Source organism: Methylobacterium sp. TK26, from assembly GCF_055361565.1.
Genome location: NZ_CM143965.1, coordinates 741,779 through 761,080 on the forward strand (window position 1 = coordinate 741,779; position 19,302 = coordinate 761,080).

At 72.2% G+C, this 19,302-nt stretch carries 17 protein-coding genes; 10 read left to right on the plus strand and 7 right to left on the minus strand.

All coding sequences use genetic code 11. The annotated features are described in order from the left end of the window. Positions 1 to 17 precede the first annotated feature (17 nt). The 3 genes from ACXJ1Y_RS03710 to ACXJ1Y_RS03720 are packed head-to-tail and all read left to right on the plus strand — an operon-like array spanning position 18 to position 2,780. The gene (locus ACXJ1Y_RS03710; protein ID WP_342166855.1) at positions 18 to 233 is read left to right on the plus strand and encodes a ferredoxin; all 216 of its coding nucleotides are present in this window, start codon (positions 18 to 20) and stop codon (positions 231 to 233) included. Continuing rightward, positions 230 to 1,546 (plus strand): NAD(P)/FAD-dependent oxidoreductase, encoded by a 1,317-nt coding sequence (locus tag ACXJ1Y_RS03715; RefSeq protein ID WP_463848813.1) that lies wholly within the window; start codon positions 230 to 232, stop codon positions 1,544 to 1,546. The genes ACXJ1Y_RS03710 and ACXJ1Y_RS03715 overlap by 4 nt, the downstream gene beginning before the upstream one ends. Further along, positions 1,539 to 2,780, plus strand: coding sequence for a cytochrome P450 (locus tag ACXJ1Y_RS03720; protein ID WP_463848814.1), 1,242 nt, complete (start codon positions 1,539 to 1,541; stop codon positions 2,778 to 2,780). Before ACXJ1Y_RS03715 ends, ACXJ1Y_RS03720 begins: the two co-directional genes overlap by 8 nt. Here the strand turns inward: ACXJ1Y_RS03720 and ACXJ1Y_RS03725 are convergent. From ACXJ1Y_RS03725 to ACXJ1Y_RS03740, 4 genes are all read right to left on the minus strand, one after another. Beyond that, a complete protein-coding gene (locus tag ACXJ1Y_RS03725; RefSeq protein ID WP_463848815.1) occupies positions 2,714 to 5,902 on the minus strand; it encodes an efflux RND transporter permease subunit in 3,189 nt (1,062 codons plus the stop codon). The two genes, ACXJ1Y_RS03720 and ACXJ1Y_RS03725, sit on opposite strands and share 67 nt — an antisense overlap. Continuing rightward, positions 5,899 to 7,287 carry an efflux RND transporter periplasmic adaptor subunit gene (locus ACXJ1Y_RS03730; protein ID WP_463848816.1) on the minus strand — a complete coding sequence of 463 codons (1,389 nt, stop codon included), beginning with the start codon at positions 7,285 to 7,287 and terminating at the stop codon, positions 5,899 to 5,901. Before ACXJ1Y_RS03730 ends, ACXJ1Y_RS03725 begins: the two co-directional genes overlap by 4 nt. Then, positions 7,284 to 7,682, minus strand: coding sequence for a FixH family protein (locus ACXJ1Y_RS03735; protein WP_463848817.1), 399 nt, complete (start codon positions 7,680 to 7,682; stop codon positions 7,284 to 7,286). The genes ACXJ1Y_RS03730 and ACXJ1Y_RS03735 overlap by 4 nt, the downstream gene beginning before the upstream one ends. Before the next feature lie 81 nt (positions 7,683 to 7,763). Continuing rightward, positions 7,764 to 8,144: a hypothetical protein gene (locus ACXJ1Y_RS03740; RefSeq protein WP_463848818.1), complete on the minus strand. Its 381-nt coding sequence runs from the start codon at positions 8,142 to 8,144 to the stop codon at positions 7,764 to 7,766. A gap of 178 nt (positions 8,145 to 8,322) precedes the next feature. Between ACXJ1Y_RS03740 and ACXJ1Y_RS03745 the strand changes: the two genes are divergently transcribed. Beyond that, the gene (locus tag ACXJ1Y_RS03745; RefSeq protein ID WP_463850026.1) at positions 8,323 to 9,486 is read left to right on the plus strand and encodes an MFS transporter; all 1,164 of its coding nucleotides are present in this window, start codon (positions 8,323 to 8,325) and stop codon (positions 9,484 to 9,486) included. Between the two features lie 13 nt (positions 9,487 to 9,499). On the opposite strand, the gene ACXJ1Y_RS03750 is transcribed toward ACXJ1Y_RS03745, so the two are convergent. Continuing rightward, complete coding sequence (locus ACXJ1Y_RS03750; RefSeq protein WP_463848819.1) at positions 9,500 to 9,775, minus strand: YiaA/YiaB family inner membrane protein; 276 nt, start codon at positions 9,773 to 9,775, stop codon at positions 9,500 to 9,502. A gap of 40 nt (positions 9,776 to 9,815) precedes the next feature. Further along, on the minus strand, positions 9,816 to 10,493 hold the full coding sequence (locus tag ACXJ1Y_RS03755; RefSeq protein ID WP_463848820.1) for a PspA/IM30 family protein: 678 nt from the start codon (positions 10,491 to 10,493) through the stop codon (positions 9,816 to 9,818). A gap of 104 nt (positions 10,494 to 10,597) precedes the next feature. Here ACXJ1Y_RS03755 and ACXJ1Y_RS03760 point away from each other — a divergent pair, with 104 nt between their 5' ends. Both ACXJ1Y_RS03760 and ACXJ1Y_RS03765 read left to right on the plus strand, forming a co-directional pair. Next, the gene (locus ACXJ1Y_RS03760) at positions 10,598 to 11,230 is read left to right on the plus strand and encodes a TetR/AcrR family transcriptional regulator (RefSeq protein WP_463848821.1); all 633 of its coding nucleotides are present in this window, start codon (positions 10,598 to 10,600) and stop codon (positions 11,228 to 11,230) included. A 142-nt stretch (positions 11,231 to 11,372) separates the two neighbouring features. Beyond that, positions 11,373 to 12,212 carry a bifunctional allantoicase/(S)-ureidoglycine aminohydrolase gene (locus ACXJ1Y_RS03765; protein WP_463848822.1) on the plus strand — a complete coding sequence of 280 codons (840 nt, stop codon included), beginning with the start codon at positions 11,373 to 11,375 and terminating at the stop codon, positions 12,210 to 12,212. 12 nt (positions 12,213 to 12,224) lie between these two features. Here ACXJ1Y_RS03765 and ACXJ1Y_RS03770 read toward each other — a convergent pair whose 3' ends face one another. Next, positions 12,225 to 13,643: a M20 family metallopeptidase gene (locus ACXJ1Y_RS03770; protein ID WP_463848823.1), complete on the minus strand. Its 1,419-nt coding sequence runs from the start codon at positions 13,641 to 13,643 to the stop codon at positions 12,225 to 12,227. A 138-nt stretch (positions 13,644 to 13,781) separates the two neighbouring features. Here ACXJ1Y_RS03770 and ACXJ1Y_RS03775 point away from each other — a divergent pair, with 138 nt between their 5' ends. Genes ACXJ1Y_RS03775 through ACXJ1Y_RS03790 form a run of 4 tightly spaced genes read left to right on the plus strand, consistent with a single transcriptional unit; the run spans position 13,782 to position 19,300 of the window. Next, positions 13,782 to 15,572: a peptide ABC transporter substrate-binding protein gene (locus ACXJ1Y_RS03775; protein ID WP_463848824.1), complete on the plus strand. Its 1,791-nt coding sequence runs from the start codon at positions 13,782 to 13,784 to the stop codon at positions 15,570 to 15,572. 15 nt (positions 15,573 to 15,587) lie between these two features. Continuing rightward, positions 15,588 to 16,547 (plus strand): ABC transporter permease, encoded by a 960-nt coding sequence (locus tag ACXJ1Y_RS03780; RefSeq protein WP_463848825.1) that lies wholly within the window; start codon positions 15,588 to 15,590, stop codon positions 16,545 to 16,547. Next, the gene (locus ACXJ1Y_RS03785; protein ID WP_463848826.1) at positions 16,513 to 17,439 is read left to right on the plus strand and encodes an ABC transporter permease; all 927 of its coding nucleotides are present in this window, start codon (positions 16,513 to 16,515) and stop codon (positions 17,437 to 17,439) included. The genes ACXJ1Y_RS03780 and ACXJ1Y_RS03785 overlap by 35 nt, the downstream gene beginning before the upstream one ends. Continuing rightward, complete coding sequence (locus ACXJ1Y_RS03790) at positions 17,411 to 19,300, plus strand: ABC transporter ATP-binding protein (protein WP_463848827.1); 1,890 nt, start codon at positions 17,411 to 17,413, stop codon at positions 19,298 to 19,300. Before ACXJ1Y_RS03785 ends, ACXJ1Y_RS03790 begins: the two co-directional genes overlap by 29 nt. Positions 19,301 to 19,302: the final 2 nt, after the last annotated feature.

The window sequence follows — 19,302 nt, forward strand, 5'->3', positions numbered from 1 at the left end:
TGCCCGGAGATCCACCGATGCGCGTCGTCGTCGACCTCAACCGCTGCCAGGGTTACGCGCAGTGCTGCTACGCGGCCCCCGAATCCTTCGAGCTGCGGGGGCACGAGATCCTGTTCTACGATCCCGCGCCGCCCGATGAGGCCCGGCCCCGGATCGAGCGCGCGCAGCAGGCCTGCCCCGTCCGGGCGATCAGCATCGAGCCCGCCGGCCTCGACCGGGACGACGCGCCATGACCGGCGATCCGGGCATCGTGGTCGTCGGCGCCTCGCTGGCGGGGCTGCGCGGCGCCGAGGCCCTGCGCGAGGCCGGCTACGACGGGCCGCTCACCATCGTCGGCGACGAGCCCTACCGGCCCTACGACCGGCCGCCGCTGTCGAAGCACGTCCTGGCGGGGGAGCTGGCGCCCGAAGCCACCGCCCTGCCGCAGCAGCGCCCCCTGAAGGCGCATTGGCGCCTCGGCCAGCCCGCCACCGCCCTCGACCGGCAACGCAAGGCGATCCGCCTCGGCGACGGCAGCGAGGTGCCCTACACCAAGCTCCTGATCGCGACGGGGGCGCGGGCCCGCCCCTGGCCGGGGGAGGGCGCCCACCTCGCCGGAGTGTTCACCATTCGCGGCCGGGACGATGCCGCCGCCCTGCGGCTGGCCCTCGCCCGGCCGCCCAGGCACGTCCTCGTCATCGGCGCGGGGCTGATCGGCTGCGAGGCCGCCTCCTGCTGCCGCGACCTCGGCGTGCCGGTGACGCTGGTCGATCCCAATCCGACGCCCCTGGCCCGCGTGCTCGGGACCGTCGTCGGCGGGACGATCGCCGAGTGCCTGCGCCGGGCGGGCGTCGCGTATCGCGCCGGCACGCAGGTCCACGCCCTCACGGGGGAGGGGGGCCATGTCGCCGGGGCGCGGCTGCGCGACGGCGGGCTCATCGAGACGGATTGCGTCATCGTCGCCCTCGGGGCCATCCGCGACACGGAGTGGCTGGCGCATGGGGGCCTGCGCGCCGACGCGGGCGGGCTGACCTGCGACGCGGCCTGCCGGGCGCTCACCCGCGCGGGCGATCCCGATCCCGACATCGGCGCGGCGGGCGACGTCGCGCGCTGGCCGAACCCCCTCTATGGCGGGCGGGAGATGACGGTCGAGCATTGGGGCAACGCCGTGGAGCAGGCGGCGCACGCGGCGCGCACCCTGCTGCACCCCGAGGATCCGCGCCCCTACCGGCACCTGCCGGCCTTCTGGTCGAGCCAGTTCGAGATCAACATCAAGGCGGTCGGCCTCGCCGAGGGGGCGGATGCCGTCGCCATCGTGCAGGGCGACCGTGCCGCGCGGCGCTACCTCGCGGTCTACGGCCGGAGCGGGCGCAGCATCGCGGCGGTGTCCTTCGATCAGGCGCGCTGGCTGCCCTCCTACGCGGACCGGATCGCCGAGGGGGCGGCGTTCCCGCCGATCCTCGACGCCACCGACCAGGGCCGGGTCGAGATCCTGGCGCCGGGCTTCCCGCCGGCCCGCCGCGGCCCGGCCGCCGAGGGACGGATGCGGGAGATGGCCCATGTCTGAGGACGCGCTGTTCGCGGAGGTGCTCGATCCGGCCAACCGCGCCGACCCGTACCCGATCTACGCCCGGCTGCGGCGGATTCCCGTCTCGCGCCAGCGCGACGGGGCCTATGTCGTCAGCACGCATGCGGCGATCCGCAGCCTGCTCTTCGACCCGCGCCTCAGTTCGGAGGACCTGCCGCCCTCGCGGCGGCCGCGCACCGGCAACCCGCTGACGGACTGGATCCTCAATCCCATCAAGAACCGGGTGGCCAACGCCCACCGTCCGCTGATCTTCCGCGACCCGCCGGCCCACGACACCCTGCGCGGCTTCGTGATGGACGAGTTCACCATCGCGCGGGTCAACGGCCTGCACGGGCGGGTCGGGGCGCTGGTGGACATGCTCATCGAGCAATGCCGGGGGCGCGACACGGTGTGCCTCGTCGATGACCTGTCCTATCCGCTGCCCGTGGCGGTGATCTGCGAATTGCTCGGCGTGCCGGAGGCGGACGAGCCGCGATTCCACGCCTGGGCGACGCAACTGGCCACGGCTTTGGAGCCGGATGCCCGCCGGGACGACGAGGCCCGCCGGGTGACGGTGACGACCTTCGACGCCATCGCCGCCTACATGCGCCGCCTGATCCGGGAGAAGCGGCGCCACCCCGCCGACGACATGCTGAGCGGCCTGGCCCGGCCGTCCCGCGCCGGGGCGCCGGCCATGGGCGACGTGGACCTCATCGCGACGGCGGTCCTGCTCCTCGTCGCGGGGCACGAGACCACGGTGAACCTCATCACCAACGGCATGCTGACCCTGCTCAGGCACCCGCACGAACTCGACCGGCTGAAGGCCGATCCCGAGCGGGCGCCGCGCCTGATCGAGGAGGTCCTGCGCTACGAGCCGCCCGTCCACTTCCGGACGCGCAAGGCCCTCGGCGCCATCGACATCGCCGGCACGACGATCCCGAAGGGCGCGCCGGTCATCCTCCTCTTCGCCTCCGGCAACCGCGACCCCGAACGCTTCGCGGACCCGGATCGCTTCGATCCCGACCGGGCGGACAACCAGCATTTCGGCTTCGGGGGCGGCCTCCATTATTGCGTCGGCGCGCCGCTCGCCCGCATCGAGGCGGAGATCGCCCTCGTCACGCTCTGCCGCCGCCTCGTCCGGCCGACGCTGCTCGACGACCCGCCGCCCTACCGCGCCGGGGCGTCCCTGCGCGGCCCCAGCAACCTCGGCATCCGCATCGCCGGCATCGCCTGAACGCCGGGGCGCGCGGGCAATGCCCAGCCCTTCACGAGGGCGTAGACGGCGGGGATCACGAGGAGCGTCAGCACCGACGAGGAGACCATGCCGCCGATCATCGGCACGGCGATGCGCTGCATCACCTCGGACCCGGCGCCCGCGCTCCAGAGGATGGGCAGGAGCCCCGCCATGATGGCGACGACGGTCATCATCTTCGGGCGCACCCGCTCCACCGCGCCGACCATGATGGCGCGGCGCAGATCCGCCTCCGTCGGGGGGCGCCCCTCGCGCCCGCATCCGGCCTGCGCCTCGTCCCAGGCCTGATCGAGATAGACCAGCATGATCACCCCGGTCTCGGCGGCGACGCCGGCCAGCGCGATGAAGCCCACCGCCACGGCCACCGACAGGTTGAAGCCCATCCACCACAGCAGCCACACCCCGCCCACCAGGGCGAAGGGCAGGGACAGCATCACGATGAACGTCTCCGTCAGCCGCCGGAAGTTGAGGTAGAGGAGCAGGAAGACGACGAGCAGCGTCAGCGGCACCACGATCCTCAACCGCGCCTCGGCCCGTTCGAGATATTCGTATTGCCCGCTCCATTGCAGCGTGGTGCCCGACGGGAGCCTCACCCCCTCGGCCACGGCCCGACGCGCGGCGGCGACGTAGCCGCCGAGGTCCCGCCCCGCGATGTCGATGAAGAGATAGACCGCAAGCTGGCCGTTCTCGGTGCGGATCGCGGTCGGCCCCCGCGTCAGCGCCACCGTGGCGACCTCGCGCAGGGGCACCGTCCCGCCCGCCGGCAGGGGCACCTGCACGTCGTCCGCGATGGCCCTCGGGTCCGAGCGGAGGGCGCGGGGGTAGCGCACGTTCACGGTGTAGCGCTCGCGGCCCTCGACCGTGTTCGTCACGGTCTGCCCGCCGAGTGCCGTCGCGATGACGTCCTGCACGTCGCCGACCGTCAGGCCGTAGCGGCCCAGCGCCTCGCGGTCGGGGGTGATGTCGAGGAAGTAGCCCCCGATCACCCGCTCGGCATAGGCGCTCGCCGTGCCCGGCACGGCCCGCACGAGAGCCTCGACCTGCCGGGCGACGCCCTCCATCCGGGTCAGGTCGGTGCCGAGCACCTTCACGCCAACCGGGGTGCGGATGCCCGTGGAGAGCATGTCGATCCGGGCGCGGATCGGCTGCGTCCAGGCGTTCGAGACGCCGGGGAACTGCAGCGCCGCGTCCATCTCGGCCTTCAGGCTCGCCAGCGTCACGCCCGGCCGCCATTCCGTCTTCGGCTTCAGGGCGATGATCGTCTCGAACATCTCCATCGGCGCCGGGTCGGTGGCGGTGTTGGCGCGCCCGGCCTTGCCGTAGACCGAGGCCACCTCGGGAAAGCCCTTGATGATGCGGTCCTGGGTTGCCAAAAGCTCGCCCGCCTTGGTTACGGAGAGGCCGGGCAAGGTCGTCGGCATGTAGAGCAGGCTGCCCTCATCGAGGTCGGGCATGAACTCGGAGCCGAGTTGCCGCGCGGGCCAGACCGTCGCCGCCAGGATGCCGAGGGCGACGAGGAGGGTGAGGATGCGCGCCCGCAGCACGCCCGCGATGAGCGGGCGGTACAGCCGGATCAGCAGGCGGTTCAGCGGGTTGCGGTGCTCCGGGACGATCCGCCCGCGCACGCACAGCACCATCAGCGCCGGGACGAGCGTCACCGACAGGAGCGCCGCCGCCGCCATGGCGAAGGTCTTGGTGGTGGCGAGCGGCCCGAACAGCCGGCCCTCCTGGCTCTCCAGGGTGAAGATCGGCAGGAAGCTCACGGTGATGACGAGGAGGGAGAAGAACAGCGAAGGCCCGACCTCGGAGGCCGCCTCGATCAGGATCGCGACGCGCGGCCTGCCCGGCGGCGCCCGCTCCAGGTGCTTGTGGGCGTTCTCGATCATCACGATGGCGGCGTCGATCATGGCGCCGACCGCGATGGCGATGCCCCCCAGCGACATGATGTTGGCGCCGAACCCCAGGGCCTTCATGCCCGCGAGCGCCATCAGGATTCCCACCGGCAGCATCAGGATGGCCACCAGCGCGCTGCGCACATGCAGCAGGAACACGACGCAGACGAGGGAGACGATCAGGCTCTCCTCCACGAGCGTGCGGCGCAGGGTGTCGATGGCCGCCTCGATCAGGTGCGAGCGGTCGTAGACGGGCAGGATCTCCGTGCCGGCCGGCAGGCTGCCGGCGATCTCCGCGAGCTTCGCCTTCACGCCCTCGATGACGGTGAGGGCGTTCGCGCCGAAGCGTTGCAGCACGATGCCGCCCGCGACCTCGCCCTCGCCGTTCATCTCGGTGAGGCCGCGCCGCTCGTCCGGCCCGAGTTCGACCCGCGCGACGTCCCGCACCCGCAGGGGCGTGCCGGCGGCGGTCTTGAGCACGATGTCCTCGATGTCGGCGACGCTCCTCAGGTAGCCGCGCCCGCGCACCATGAACTCGAACTCGGAGAGTTCCACCGTGCGCCCGCCGACATCGGCGTTGCTGGTGCGGATCGCCTCCCGCAGCCTGGCGAGCGACACGCCCTGCGCCCGCAGGCGGTTCGGATCGACCACGACGGTGTATTGCTTCACGAAGCCGCCGACGCCCGCGACCTCGGCCACGCCCTCCGCCCGCGACGCCCCGAAGCGGATCACCCAATCCTGCAGGGAGCGGAGTTCGGCGAGCGTCCGCTCCTTGGCGACCACGACGTATTGATAGACCCAGCCCACCCCCGTCGCGTCGGGGCCGAGGGTCGGCGTCACCCCGGCGGGCAGGCGGCTCGCCACGCCGTTGAGGTATTCGAGCACCCGCGAGCGGCCCCAATACGGATCGGTGCCGTCCTCGAAGATCACGTAGACGAAGGACACGCCGAAGAACGAGAAGCCCCGCACCACCTTGGCCTTCGGCACCGTCAGCATGGCGGTGGTGAGCGGATAGGTGACTTGGTCCTCGACCACCTGCGGGGCCTGCCCCGGATACTCGGTGTAGACGATGGCCTGCACGTCCGAGAGGTCGGGGATGGCGTCGAGGGGCAGGCTCCGCAGGGCCAGCACGCCGGCCGCGACGGCGAAGATCGTCCCGGTCAGCACGAGGACGAGGTTGCGGGCCGACCAGCCGATGAGGCGGGCGATCATGGCCGCGCCCCGGCATTCGCGGCCTGCCGGCCGTCCTTCAGCGCGGCGAGGGAGCGCAGCGCCGCCTTCAGGTTGCTCTCGGCATCGATCAGGAAGTTCGCCCCCGTCACGACCCTGTCGCCGACCGAGAGGCCGTCGCGGATCTCCGTGTAGCCCCCGCCGCGCAGGCCGACCGTCACGTCCGTCGGCGCGAAGCGGCCCTCGCCGCGATCGAGGAGCACGATGGGCCGCTCCCCCGTATCGAGGATGGCGTCGTCGGGGACGGCCACCACCGGCGTCGCGTCCCCGGTGGCGATCTCGACGTCGGCGTACATGTCGGGCAGCAGCGTCCCGTCCGGGTTGGGCAGCTCGATCCGCACCCGCGTGGCCCGCGTCTCCGGGTTCACCTGCGGGTAGATCACCCCCACCCGGCCCGCGACGGCCCGGCCCGGAGCCGAGCGCAGCCGCACGGCGGCGGGCTGTCCGACGCGCACGGCGGCGAGGTCGCGCTCGGGCACGTCGGCCAGCACCCACATCGTCGCGATGTCGCCGATGCGGAACAGGGTGTCGCCGGCCCCCGCCTTCATCCCCTCGATGGCGTTCCGCTGCAGGATGACGCCGTCGCGCGGGGAGGACCACGTGATCGCCATCGGCACCGCGCGGGTGCGCTCGATCTCCGCGATGACCCCCGCCGAGACGTTCAGGTTCTGCAGGCGGCGCCGGGCGCCGTCGAAGCCGGGATTGGCGATCAGCTGGGCGGCGGCGGCGTTGATCTCCGGGGAGTAGACGTGGACGAGGGGCTGGCCCTTCCGCACCCTTTCGCCGGTCGTGACGGGTTCGACGCGGTCGACATAGGCGTCCGAGCGGGTCGCCACGACGGTGACGCGGCGCTCGTCGAGGGCGATGGTGCCGGGCACGCGCACCGGCCGGGCGACCACGCGCCGCGCGACGGCTTCGGTGCGCACCCCCGTGCGCTGGATCTTGCCCGGCGAGAGGGTGACGGTGGACCCGTCCTCGTCCTCGCCGGCATGGACGGGGATGTACTCCATCCCCATCGCATCCTTCTTCGGCACCGGAGACGTGTCCGGCAGGCCCATCGGGTTGCGGTAATAGAGGACCGGCCGGGCTACGGCGGCGGGCGTCGCCGCCTCGTCCCCGTCGGCCAAGTCGAAGCTCACGTCCTCACTCGCCTGCACCGGCCGGAACGCCCGCCCGTCCGCCGTCGCCCTCGGCGAGGCCGAGTAGGCCGGTGTCCCGTCCGGGTCCCGGTAATAGATCACCGGTCCGGTCGCCTGCGCATGCGCGGCCGGCGCGGGAGCGGGACCGTTCCCATGCCCCGCGACGTAGCCGGCTCCCCCCGCCGCCAGCGCGGCGAGGGTTCCGGCGAACCATGCCGCCCGGCTCATTTGACGGCCTGGAAGACGAGCCTGTCCTCGACCGTGCCGACCTCGCCCTGGACCTTGGCGCCGAGGGAGAGCCGCCAGTTCCCGGCCATCGTCAGCTTGGTCTTGAAGCGGTAGAGGCCCGGCTCCGTCGAGGGCAGCGGCTCGATCTTCGTCGTCATGGTCTCCATGTCGTCGGGGGCCATGTCGAGGCGCTTGGCGAAGATCACGGCGTCGGGCACCGGCTTGCCGCTGCGCTTGTCCACGAGCCGGACGGCGACGATGGCCTCACCCTGCTTCATCTCCTTCTGCGTGAGCTCGAAGGCGTAGTCCTTGATGTCGGCGAGGGCGGGCAGGGCCGACAGCGCGGCGCCGAGCAGCGCGGCCGGCAGGGCACGCGCGAAGGGATTCCTGGTCACGGGACTGATCTCCTGAACACGATGGGTTTGGGCGCGCGGACGCGCGTCACCGTGCCGGCGCAAGCGCCGGCGGCATCGGGTTCAGGCTCGGGGGGGCTCGGGTAACGGTGGCCCGTGCAGGCTGACGAAGGAGTCCGGCTCCGGCCAGAGCACGCTCGTCCGCGTCGCCGCCGGCACCGGGACGCGCAGGGCGGCCGGCAGCAGGGAGGCCATGCTGGCGAGACACAGGGCCATCAGCGGGCAGCCCTTGGCGCAGTCCGGCTCGGGGGCCTCGGCCTTCGGGCAACAGGGCATGTCGCCCATGTCCATGTCGGACATGTCGGACGCCATGGCCCCGTCGTGGCTCGACGCCATCGGCGCGTGCATCCCCGCGGTGGCCGCAGGGGCGGCCACCGGTGTCAGGGCGAGGCTGAGGACCGCGAGGAGCGGCAACAGTCGCCGGAGGGCGAGCCGGAGGGTCACGGAACGAGGATGCCAAATTCCGGGGCCGCGCGGAAGTCCTCCCGCGCGATCGTGTCGTCCGCCTTCCCCGCGTGGTACAGGCACGACGTCACGCTCACGGTCCCCCCGATGCCACGGCCCCCGCTTCGCGCCCGCCCGCGCCGTCCCGCCACGCCGCGTGGCACCCGGTAGCCCGCCCCTGCCCGAGGCCCGGCGCTGGCCGGTGATCTCCGCCCTCGGCATCGTGGAGATCCTCGCCTGGGGCTCGTCGTTCTACCTGCCGGCGGTGCTCGCCGGCCCGATCGCCGGGGACACCGGATGGCCCCTGGCCTGGGTGGTCGGCGGCCTCGCCCTCGGCCTGCTCGCCGCCGCTTTCGCCTCGCCCCATGTCGGGGTGGCGATCCACCGCCACGGGGGCCGCCCGGTGCTGGCCGCGGCGGCGCTGCTCCTGGCAGCCGGACTCACCACCCTGGCCCTGGCCCCGGCCCTGCCGGTCTACCTCGCCGGCTGGCTGCTCCTCGGCCTCGGCATGGGGTGCGGCCTGTACGATCCCGCCTTCGCAACCCTGGGACGCCTCTTCGGCGCGCAGGCGCGGCCGGCGATCACCACCCTGACCCTGTGGGGCGGATTCGCGAGCACCGTGTGCTGGCCGCTCTCGGCGTTCCTCGTCGCCCAGGTCGGCTGGCGGGGCACCTGCCTCGCCTATGCCGGGCTGCATCTCGGGATCACCCTGCCGCTGGTGCTCTGGCTCATCCCGAAAGCCCCCGCGCTGCCGGCGGCGGCGGAGCACCGGACAGGGGGCGCCGGCCCGCTCTCGGCCTCGGAATGGCGGGCCTTCCTGCTCTTCGCCGGGGTGCTGATCCTCGGCGGCGCGATCATGTCGCTGGTGTCGGTGCATCTGCTGACGCTGCTCCAGGCGCGGGGCGTCGCCCTGGCCTCGGCCGTCTCCTACGGGGCGCTGATCGGCCCGGCGCAGGTGGCCGCCCGCATCGTGGAGATGTCCTTCAAGGGGCGGCATCACCCGCTCTGGACCCTGACGGCGGCCCTCACCCTCGTGGCCCTCGGCCTCGTGCTACTCGCCCTCGGCCTGCCCGGCGTCGGGGTCTGGCTGGTGCTCTACGGCGGCGGCAACGGGATCTATTCGATCGCGCGGGGGACGGTGCCCCTCGCGCTGTTCGGCCCCGCGCGCTACCCGCTCGTGGTCGGCCGCCTCGCCCGGCCGGGGCTGGTCGCGCAGGCGCTCGCCCCGCCGGCCGGGGCCTTCGTGCTGACCCAGGCCGGACCCGACGCGCTGTGGTGGCTCCTGCTCGCCCTGAGCCTCGCCAACCTCGCCTGCGTCGGCGCGCTCTGGCGGGTCCGGTAGCCCGGCCTGCGCCTCACACGCGGCCGGGGATCGCCTCGCGCAGGGTGCGTTCGGTTTCGGCGTTCTCGATGCGGTTGATCAGCCGGTTGGTCTCGTGCTCGTCGCGCAGGGTCTTGGCCAGGGTGAAGGCCGAACTCAGCGACAGCAGCGCGGCCATGGCGAGATAGCCCTTCGTCCAGGTGTCGATGTCGGCGAAGAACACGCCGATGCCGAGCATGGCGACGGCGAGGCCGAAGCTGACGAAGGTGAAGGCCTTCCAGGCGGGGGTGTGGGGCATCTGAGGGGTCATGGGCGTGGTCCTTTTGGGGCGTTACGGGGAGGGGGCGGGGTCAGGCGGCCTTGGCGCGGATGCGCCCGAGGATCGCGGCGGGATCGGTGCGGATCTTCCCGTAGCCGGCCGCGTCGAGGCGTTCCTCGATGGCGTGCGGTGTCCCGTCGAGGGCCGCGAGCGCGGTGTCGATGTCGGCCTCGGCGGCTTGGCGTCCGCGCAGCTGCACCAGGGTCGCCTCCGCGTCCTGCAGGGCGCCCGAGGCGTGGGCGATGCCGCGCCGGCCGTTGGCCCCCGCCCGGCGGACGGCCTCCGTGGCGCGGGCCGCCTGCAGCCCGCGATCCAGGTCGCGCAGGCGGCGCTCTCCGTCCTCCACGAGGCGGCGCAGGCGGGCCACGTCCGCCGCGAACCCGTCCAGCGCCGCGCGCCGGTCGGCGACCTCGTCCTCCAGGGCCGCGATGCGGATCGCGGCCTGCGTCGCGAGGTCCTCGCGCCCATCGGCCAGCGCCTTGGCGGCGGATTCCTCCAGCGCGACGGCGCGCTCGGTCAGGGCCTCCACGGCGCGGGTCTCGCCCGCTTGGTGGGCCATGGCGATCGCCAGCTCGCGCCGCGCCACCGCCAGCGCCCCGGCGGCGTCCCGGATCTGCTGCCGCAGCAGGACGACGGCATTGGCGTCGTGGATGGCCTGGGCTTGGTCGGCGACCGTGCCGCGCAGCAGGTCGCTCAGGGTCTTCAACATGTGACACCCCTTTCGAGGGAACGGCCGGCCCGCCTCGCGAGCTAACTTGAACGCCGTTCACGAAATGAGATATACCCGCCTCGAACTCCGATGCAAGGCCTTTCGTGAACAACGTTCCAAAAAAATTGGGCCGCCCGTCCAAATCCGACCTGACGCGGGCCGAGGAGCGGTTCGCCCTCGCGCGGATCGCCCTCGAACTGATTGAGCAGGGCGGGCTGGAGGCCCTGACCGCACGGGCCGTCGCCGAGCGCGCGGGCATGTCGGTCGGGGCCGTCTACAAGGCGTTCGGCGATCTGGAGGCGCTGCGGCTCGAAGCCAACGCGATCACCATGCGCGACTTGCGGCGGGTGCTCGAAGCCTCCCTGGACCGCAGCGCCGGCGCCCCGGCGACGGAGCGGCTGCTCGCCCTGGCGGACGCCTATGCCGGGTTCGCGCGGCTGCGCCGCAACGCCTGGACCGCCATGCTCGCCCCCCGCGTCTCGGACACGCCGCCGGAGATGGCGGACGAGATCGCGGCCCTGTTCGGGCTGATCGGCGGCGTGCTCAAGGAGACCGGCCGCATCCCGGAGGCCGAAATTCCCATCGCGGTGAAGGCGCTCTGGGCGAGCGTCCACGGCATGGTGCATCTCGGGGAGACGAACGGGCTCGGCCCGATCTCCCCCGACGACGTGCCGCGCATGACGCGAATGCTCGTGACGGCGGCGTTGCGCGGCCTCGTGGGCGAGCCACCCCCCTGATCCATACCGCGCTCGTCTGGACGGCAATGTAAAAGATATTTGACGTCTCATTGGCGCGGCATGACTGTCCGGGGCCTCAGGGCCCTGATCGGCCATGGCGTGGCGACGGTGGCGACCGCCGCCCCCGAACCGGGAGACATTCATGACCGCGCCGTCCTACAACCCCGCCTGCGGGGGCCTGCCGCCGCAAACGGCTCTGATGACCGGCCGGGCCGTCTTCACCGAAGCCTATGCCGTCCTGCCCCACGGGGTGATGAGCGACATCGTCACGAGCCTCCTGCCGGGCTGGGAGCGGAGCCGGGCCTGGATCCTCGCGCGGCCCCTGTCGGGCTTCGCGGAGACCTTCGCGCAATACCTGATGGAGGTCGCCCCCGGCGGCGGCAGCGAGCGGCCCGAGCCCGATCCCCAGGCGGAGGGCGTGCTGTTCGTGGTCGAGGGCACACCGCGCCTCGTGCTCGACGGGCGGGCGCACGCCCTGCGGCCGGGCAGCTACGCCTATTGCCCGCCGGGCGCCGCCTGGAGCCTGCGCAACGACGGGGAGGGCCCGGCCCGCTTCCACTGGATCCGCAAGGCCTACGAGCGCGCCGCCGGCCTCGACGCGCCAGACGCCTTCGTGACGCACGAATCCGCCGTGGAGCCCGCGAGCATGCCCGGCACCGACGGCGCCTGGGCGACGACGCGGTTCGTCTCCCCCGACGACCTGCGCCACGACATGCACGTGAACATCGTGACCCTTCGGCCGGGCGCCTCGATCCCCTTCGAGGAGACCCATGTGATGGAGCACGGCCTGTTCGTGCTGGAAGGCAAGGCGGTCTACCGGCTCAACCGCGACTGGGTCGAGGTCGAGGCCGGCGACTTCCTATGGCTGCGCGCCTTCTGCCCGCAAGCCTGCTACGCGGGCGGGCCCGGCCCCTTCCGCTACCTCCTGTACAAGGACGTGAACCGGCACGCCGCCCTCAGCCCGCGCCGGTCGGCCCTCTGAGCCGGCGCCGGGTCAGGCCAGCGACATCCGCAGCGGCGGCTCGACCTCCGGGGGCAGGGGGCTGACATAGCCCTCCGCGCCCCGGCGGCGGACGAGGTCCTGCCGGGCGGCCTCGCGCAGGCCCGCATCGGTGAGGGCGAGGGTGCCGGTGGCGGCCATCGCCTTGGCCACCTGCACCATCGCCTTGTGGGCCGCCGGGCTCTTCCCCTGGGCCACCACCTGCCAGGTGTGGAACGGCGTGCCCACCGCCACGGTCGGGGCATGGGCCTGGACCGTGGGCACGACCCAGCTCACGTCGCCCACGTCCGTGGAGCCGACCGCCGGCTTCCTCAGCGCGTCGAGGGGCACGAGGAAATCGGCCAGCGGTGCCTCGGTGCGCGGCATCCCGATGGCGCGGAACACGGCATCGATGTCGCCCTCGCCGAGCGTCCCCCGGATCGCCTCGGCGAAGGCGCGGTCGGCCTCGTCGAAATGTGGCGGGCCGAGCTCCTCCATCACCCCGTGGAGCGCCTGTTCCAGGGGCGTGTTGCCGAGGAGGTTCGAGACCGCGCTGACGATCCGCACCTCGACGCTGGTCTCGGTCATCAGCGCGGCGCCCTGCGCGATCTTCTTCACCCGCTCCACCAGGGCGAGCATGCCGGGCAGGTCGCCGGCGCGGATCGAGTAGCGCACCCGCGCGCTCGCCTGGACGACGTTCGGGGCGATGCCGCCCGCGTCGAGATAGGCGTAATGCACCCGCGCGTCGGAGGGCATGTGCTCGCGCATGTAGTTCACGCCGACGCTCATCAGCTCGACGGCATCCAGCGCCGAGCGGCCGAGATGCGGGGCCGCCGCCGCGTGGGCGGTGCGCCCGGTGAAGACGAAGTCGGCGCGGGTGTTGGCGAGCGCCACCGGGGGCGCCACCTCCCAGAAGCTCGCCGGATGCCAGGAGATCGCGATGTCGGCGTCGGCGAAGGCACCCGCGCGCACCATGAACGCCTTCGCGGCGCCGCCCTCTTCCGCCGGGCAGCCGTAATAGCGCACGCGGCCCGGCGTGCCGGTCTCGGCCAGCCAGTCCTTCACCGCCGTGGCGGCCAGCAGCGCCGCCGACCCCAGGAGGTTGTGGCCGCAGCCATGCCCGTGGCCCCCGGCCTCGACGGGGCGATGCTCCGCGAGGCCCGCCTCCTGCGAGAGGCCCGGCAGGGCGTCGTACTCGCCCAGGAAGGCGATGACCGGTCCGCCTTCGCCCGCCTCGCCCATCACGGCGGTGGGGATGCCCGCCACCTGCTCGGTGATCCGGAAGCCCTGGTGCCGCAGCTCCGCGACATGCTCGGCGCAGGAGCGCGCCTCCGTGTAGCAGACCTCCGGCATGGCCCAGACGCGGTCGGACAGGGCGATCAGCCGGTCCTTCCGGGCGTCGACGTGGCGCCACACGGCGTTGCGGTTATCCATTCCATCCTCTCGGAGCCAAGCAAAGCACGGGAAAAATACATGCTCAGGTTGAAGCGTCACTGGCGCAACCCTTGCCAAGGACGCCATGGGAATGATGCTGTGCGCGCGGCGCCGACATTTGGGAACAGGCTGAGCTTCATGGACGAGCGGGATCTGCACGACCTCATCGGACGGGTCCGGTCCGGTGGCCTCTCGCGGCGCGCCTTCGTGCGCCGCATGGTGGCCGTGGGCCTCACCGCGCCGATGGCCGGGCTGATGCTGGCCGGGAACGGCGTCGCGATGGCGAGCGACCTCCGGGCCGGCTACAAGCCGACCAAGGCGGGCGGCGGCGGCGCCCTGCGGCTGCTGTGGTGGCAGGCCCCGACGCTCATCAACCCGCATTTCGCCATCGGCACCAAGGACCAGGAGGCCTGCCGTATCTTCTACGAGCCCCTGGCGGCCTGGGATGCGGACGGCAACCTCGCGACGGTGCTCGCCGCCGAGATCCCCTCGAAGGAGAATGGCGGCCTCGCGGCGGACGGGCGCTCCGTGGTGTGGACGATCAAGCCGGGCGTGACGTGGCACGACGGCAAGCCGCTCACCGCCGACGACCTCGTCTTCACCTGGGAATACGCCCGCGACCCCGCCACGGCGGCGGTGACGATCGGCTCCTACAAGGATTGCAAGGTCGAGAAGATCGACGACCTGCGCGTCCGCGTCCTGTTCGACAAGCCGACGCCCTATTGGAGCGACGCCTTCGTGGGCAATGTCGGCGCGATCCTGCCCAAGCACATCTTCGCCGCCTATACCGGCGCCAAATCCCGCGAGGCGCCGCAGAACCTCGCCCCCGTGGGCACCGGCCCGTACACGTTCGTGGAGTTCCGCCCCGGCGACATCGTGCGCGGCGCGCGCAACCCGAACTACCACCTGCCGAACCGGCCGTATTTCGACACGATCGAGATGAAGGGCGGCGGCGACGCCGTCTCGGCGGCCCGCGCCGTGATCCAGACCGGCGAATACGATTACGCCTGGAACCTGCTGGTCGAGGACGAGGTGCTCAAGCGCCTGGAGACGGGGGGCAAGGGCCGGGTGGACGTCGTCTACGGCGGCAAGCTCGAATTCGTGCTCCTCAACGCCACCGATCCGACCGTCGAGGTCGATGGCGAGCGCTCTTCCCTCAAGACCACGCACCCCGCCTTCTCCGATCCGAAGGTCGTCCAGGCCCTCAACCTGCTCCTCGATCGCAAGTCGATCCAGGATTACATCTACGGCCGCACCGGCCGGGCCACCGCCAACTCGGTGAACGGGCCGGAGCGCTTCGTCTCGAAGAGCACGCGCTACGCCTTCGATCCGGCCAAGGCCAACGCCCTCCTCGACGAAGCCGGCTGGACGAAGGGCTCGGACGGCATCCGCGCCAAGGACGGCAAGCGGCTGAAGCTGCTGTTCCAGACCTCGATCAACGCCCCCCGCCAGAAGACCCAGGCGATCATCAAGCAGGCCGCAGCCAAGGCGGGCATCGAGATCGAGCTGAAGTCGATCACCGGCTCGGTGTTCTTCTCCTCCGACCCCGCCAACCCGGACACGTTCCCGCATTTCTACGCGGACATGGAGATGTACGCGTTCAGCATGTCCCAGGCGGACCCGGCGACGTGGCTCCTGCAATACGTCTCGTGGGAGGCCGCCACGAAGGAGAACAAGTGGCAGGGCCGGAACATCTCCCGATGGCGCAACGCGGATTACGACGCCGCCTACAACGCGGCCCAGTCGGAGCTCGACCCGGTCAAGCGCGCCGCCCTGCTCATCAAGGCCAACGACCTCGCGGTGTCCGGCAACGTCCTGCCGCTCATCCACCGGGCGGAGGTCTCGGGGGTCAGCAACACCCTCGTGGCGCCCCGCAGCGGCTGGGACAACGACCTGTCCTTCCTGCCCGAATGGAGCCGGCAGACCTGAGCGGGTCCGCGCGCCATGGGCGCCTACATCCTGCGAAGGCTGCTGATCGCGATCCCGAGCCTCCTCGGGATCAGCCTCATCCTGTTCGTCGTGCTGGCGCTCGCGCCGGGCGACCCGTTCGGCGAACTCGCCTCGAACCCCAACGTGCCGCCCGAGGTGAGGGCGGCGCTACGGCTGAAATTCGGCCTCGATGACCCGATCCTGACCCGCTACCTGCGCTGGCTGGTGGCGATGCTGCACGGCGATTGGGGCTTCTCCTTCGCGAGCCGGGTCAACGTCGACCAGTTGATCCTGCAGCGGCTGCCCACGACCCTGTTCGTGGTCGGCTCCTCGCAGGTCCTGGCGCTGCTCGTCGCGGTGCCGGTGGGGCTCTACGCGGCACGGCGGCCCTATTCGCTCGCCGACCAGATCGCCAACACGCTGGCCTTCGTCGGCTTCTCCCTGCCGACCTTCTTCACCGGCCTGCTGTTCATCCTGCTCTTCTCGATCAAGCTCGGCTGGCTGCCCTTCGTCTACCAGGCGGACCTGCCGGGATCCGGGCTCGCCTGGGTCTGGGCGAATGTCCGGCAGGCGATCATGCCGGTGGCGGTGCTGGGCTTCTTCCAGGCGGCCTCCTACACCCGCTACGTCCGCGCCTCGGCGCTGGACGTGGCCCGACTCGATTACGTGACCACCGCCAGGGCCAAGGGCCTGACGGAGGCCACGGTGACGCGCCGCCACGTCGCCCGCAACGCGCTGATCCCCGTGGTGACGCTGGTGGCCCTCCAGATCCCGGCGGTGTTCGGCGGCGCCATCGTCACCGAGCAGATCTTCCGCATCCCCGGCATCGGCTCGCTGCTGATCGACGCGATGCTCGCCAACGACACGCCGGTGGTGATGGCTGTGACCTTCGTGTTCGCCGGCCTCGTCATCCTGTTCAACCTCGTCGCGGACCTGCTCTATGGCTGGCTCGACCCTCGCATCGCCCTCCATTGAGGCGGTGGCCTCGGCCCCGGCCTCGCCGGGGCGGGAGACGTGGCGCCGCTTCCGGCGGCACCGGCTGGCGCTCGCCAGCGTCGGCGTGCTGGCGGTGCTGGTGGCGGGCGTCCTCGTCGGCGGCCTGCTCTGGCCGGTCGCCATCGACGACATCGACTTCTCGGCGCAGCTCCAGGGCCCGTCCTGGGCGCACCCGTTCGGCACCGACGACCTCGGCCAGGACCTGCTGGCCCGGATGATCCACGGCGGGCGGATCTCGCTCGCGGTGGGCTTCGCCGCCATGGCGGTGGCGAGCGTGATCGGCGTCCTCGTCGGCTCGCTGGCGGGCATGTCGCGCCGCCTCCTCGATCCGGTGCTGATGTGGCTGACCGACCTGTTCCTGTCGCTGCCGCAACTGCCGCTGCTGCTCCTGGTGATCTACCTGTTCCGCGACAGCCTGAAGGCCGTGTTCGGGGCGCAGGGCGGCGTGTTCCTGATGATCGTGGCGGTGATCGGCGGCCTGCGCTGGATGCCCGTCGCCCGGCTGGTGCGGGCGCAGTTCCTGACGCTCCGCGAGAAGGAGTTCGTGGAGGCCGCCCGCTCGCAGGGGGCGACGACGTGGCGCCTCGTGCGCCGCCACATCCTGCCCAACGCGCTGGGGCCGGTGATCGTGGCGGCCTCCATCGAGGTCTCCTCGGCGATCATCGCGGAATCGACCCTCTCGTTCCTCGGCCTCGGCTTCCCGCCGGACATCCCCACCTGGGGCCGGCTGCTGTTCGACGCCAAGGACCATCTCGACGTCGCCCCGCACTGGGCGCTGTTCCCCGGCGGGGCGATCTTCCTCACCGTGCTCTCGATCAACTTCATCGGCGACGGCCTGCGCGATGCGCTCGACCCGCGCCGGGTGCTGTAGGAGCCGCCCCGTGACGGATCCGATCCTCTCGGTCGCCGACCTCACCGTGTCGTTCCGTTCGGACGGGCGGTGGCGCGAGGTGGTGCACGGCGTCTCCTTCGACATCGGCCCCCGGGAGACCGTGGCGCTGGTGGGCGAATCCGGCTCCGGCAAGAGCGTCAGCGCCCTGTCGGTCCTGCGCCTGCTGCCCCGCGACGCCAGCCGCATCGGCGGCAGCGTGCGCTTCCAGGGGCGCGAGCTCCTGACCGCCTCCGAGGGCGAGATGCGGACGGTGCGCGGCGATGCCATCGCCATGATCTTCCAGGAGCCGATGACCTCCCTGAACCCGGTCCTGACGGTCGGCTTCCAGATCGCGGAGGCGCTGATCCGGCACCGGGGCCTGTCGCGGGCCGCCGCCGAGGCAGAGGTGCTGCGCCTCCTCGACAAGGTGCGCATCCCGGCGGCGCGCTCGCGCCTGCACGATTACCCGCACCGGTTCTCCGGCGGGATGCGCCAGCGGGTGATGATCGCCATGGCCCTGGCCTGCCGGCCGAAGCTCCTCATCGCCGACGAGCCGACCACGGCCCTCGACGTGACGATCCAGGCCCAGATCCTCGACCTCATCAAGAGCCTGCAGGACGACGAGGGCATGTCGGTCCTGTTCATCACCCACGACATGGGCGTGGTGGCCGAGATCGCCGACCGCACGGTGGTGATGTATCGCGGCAGGGGAGTCGAGACCGGGCCGACCGCGCGGATCTTCGCCGACCCCGCCGAGCCCTATACCCGCGCCCTGCTCGCCTCCGTCCCCCGCCTCGGCGCCATGGCGGGGCGGACGCGGCCGATGCGCTTCCCCGTCATCGACCGGACGACCGGCGTGGCCGAGCCGACGCCGGAGACCCCCGACACCGTGAAGGCGGCGGAGCGCCCGGTCCTGGAGGTGCGCGACCTGACCACCCGGTTCGACATCCGCTCCGGCCTGCTTGGGCGGGTGACGGGCCGGGTCCACGCGGTGGAGCGCGTCTCGTTCAGCCTCGCGGCGGGGGAGACCCTGGCGCTCGTGGGCGAATCCGGCTGCGGCAAGTCCACCACCGGCCGCTCGATCCTGCGGCTGGTCGAGCCCCTGTCCGGCTCCGTCCTCCTCGACGGGGAGGACATCGCCGCCCTCGACGCCAAGACCCTGCGCAACCGCCGCCAGCGGATGCAGATGATCTTCCAGGATCCGTTCGCGAGCCTCGATCCGCGCCTCAGCGTCGGCGCGGCGGTGGCGGAGCCGCTGCTCATCAACCGCCTCGCCACCCCCCGGGAGGCGAAGGCGCGGGCCGAGGATCTCTTGAGCCGGGTCGGGCTCGCCCCGGAGACGGCCGGGCGCTTCCCGCACGAGTTCTCCGGCGGCCAGCGCCAGCGCATCTGCATCGCGCGGGCGCTCGCCCTGCGCCCCCGGCTGATCGTCGCCGACGAGGCGGTCTCGGCCCTCGACGTCTCGGTGAAGGCGCAGGTGGTGAACCTGATGCTCGACCTCCAGGCCGAGATGGGGCTCGCCTACCTGTTCATCTCGCACGACATGGCCGTGGTGGAGCGGGTGAGCCACCGCGTCGCCGTGATGTATCTCGGCGAGATCGTGGAGATCGGCCCGCGCGAGGCGGTGTTCGGCAACCCGCAGCACCCCTACACGAAGAAGCTCCTCGACGCCGTCCCGGTCCCCGATCCGGCCCGCCGCCGGGCGCGGCACGCCCTGCCGGACAGCGAGATCCGCAGCCCGATCCGCCCCCCGGATTACGAGCCCCCCGCGCGGGTCTACCGGGAGGTCTCCCCCGGCCACAGCGTGCAGGACTGGGGCGCGGAGTGGATCGAGCCCGCGCCGACGGCCGCCGTCGCCTGAGC

Coding starts and splice junctions, on each gene's coding strand:
- ACXJ1Y_RS03720 (WP_463848814.1), top strand. CDS start 1,539: ATGTCTGAGGACGCGCTGTTCGCGGAGGTGCTCGATCCGGCCAACCGC.
- ACXJ1Y_RS03765 (WP_463848822.1), top strand. CDS start 11,373: ATGACCGCGCCGTCCTACAACCCCGCCTGCGGGGGCCTGCCGCCGCAA.
- ACXJ1Y_RS03715 (WP_463848813.1), top strand. CDS start 230: ATGACCGGCGATCCGGGCATCGTGGTCGTCGGCGCCTCGCTGGCGGGG.
- ACXJ1Y_RS03710 (WP_342166855.1), top strand. CDS start 18: ATGCGCGTCGTCGTCGACCTCAACCGCTGCCAGGGTTACGCGCAGTGC.
- ACXJ1Y_RS03790 (WP_463848827.1), top strand. CDS start 17,411: ATGCGCTCGACCCGCGCCGGGTGCTGTAGGAGCCGCCCCGTGACGGAT.
- ACXJ1Y_RS03755 (WP_463848820.1), bottom strand. CDS start 10,493: ATGTTGAAGACCCTGAGCGACCTGCTGCGCGGCACGGTCGCCGACCAA.
- ACXJ1Y_RS03730 (WP_463848816.1), bottom strand. CDS start 7,287: ATGAGCCGGGCGGCATGGTTCGCCGGAACCCTCGCCGCGCTGGCGGCG.
- ACXJ1Y_RS03775 (WP_463848824.1), top strand. CDS start 13,782: ATGGACGAGCGGGATCTGCACGACCTCATCGGACGGGTCCGGTCCGGT.
- ACXJ1Y_RS03780 (WP_463848825.1), top strand. CDS start 15,588: ATGGGCGCCTACATCCTGCGAAGGCTGCTGATCGCGATCCCGAGCCTC.
- ACXJ1Y_RS03750 (WP_463848819.1), bottom strand. CDS start 9,775: ATGACCCCTCAGATGCCCCACACCCCCGCCTGGAAGGCCTTCACCTTC.
- ACXJ1Y_RS03770 (WP_463848823.1), bottom strand. CDS start 13,643: ATGGATAACCGCAACGCCGTGTGGCGCCACGTCGACGCCCGGAAGGAC.
- ACXJ1Y_RS03785 (WP_463848826.1), top strand. CDS start 16,513: ATGGCTGGCTCGACCCTCGCATCGCCCTCCATTGAGGCGGTGGCCTCG.
- ACXJ1Y_RS03725 (WP_463848815.1), bottom strand. CDS start 5,902: ATGATCGCCCGCCTCATCGGCTGGTCGGCCCGCAACCTCGTCCTCGTG.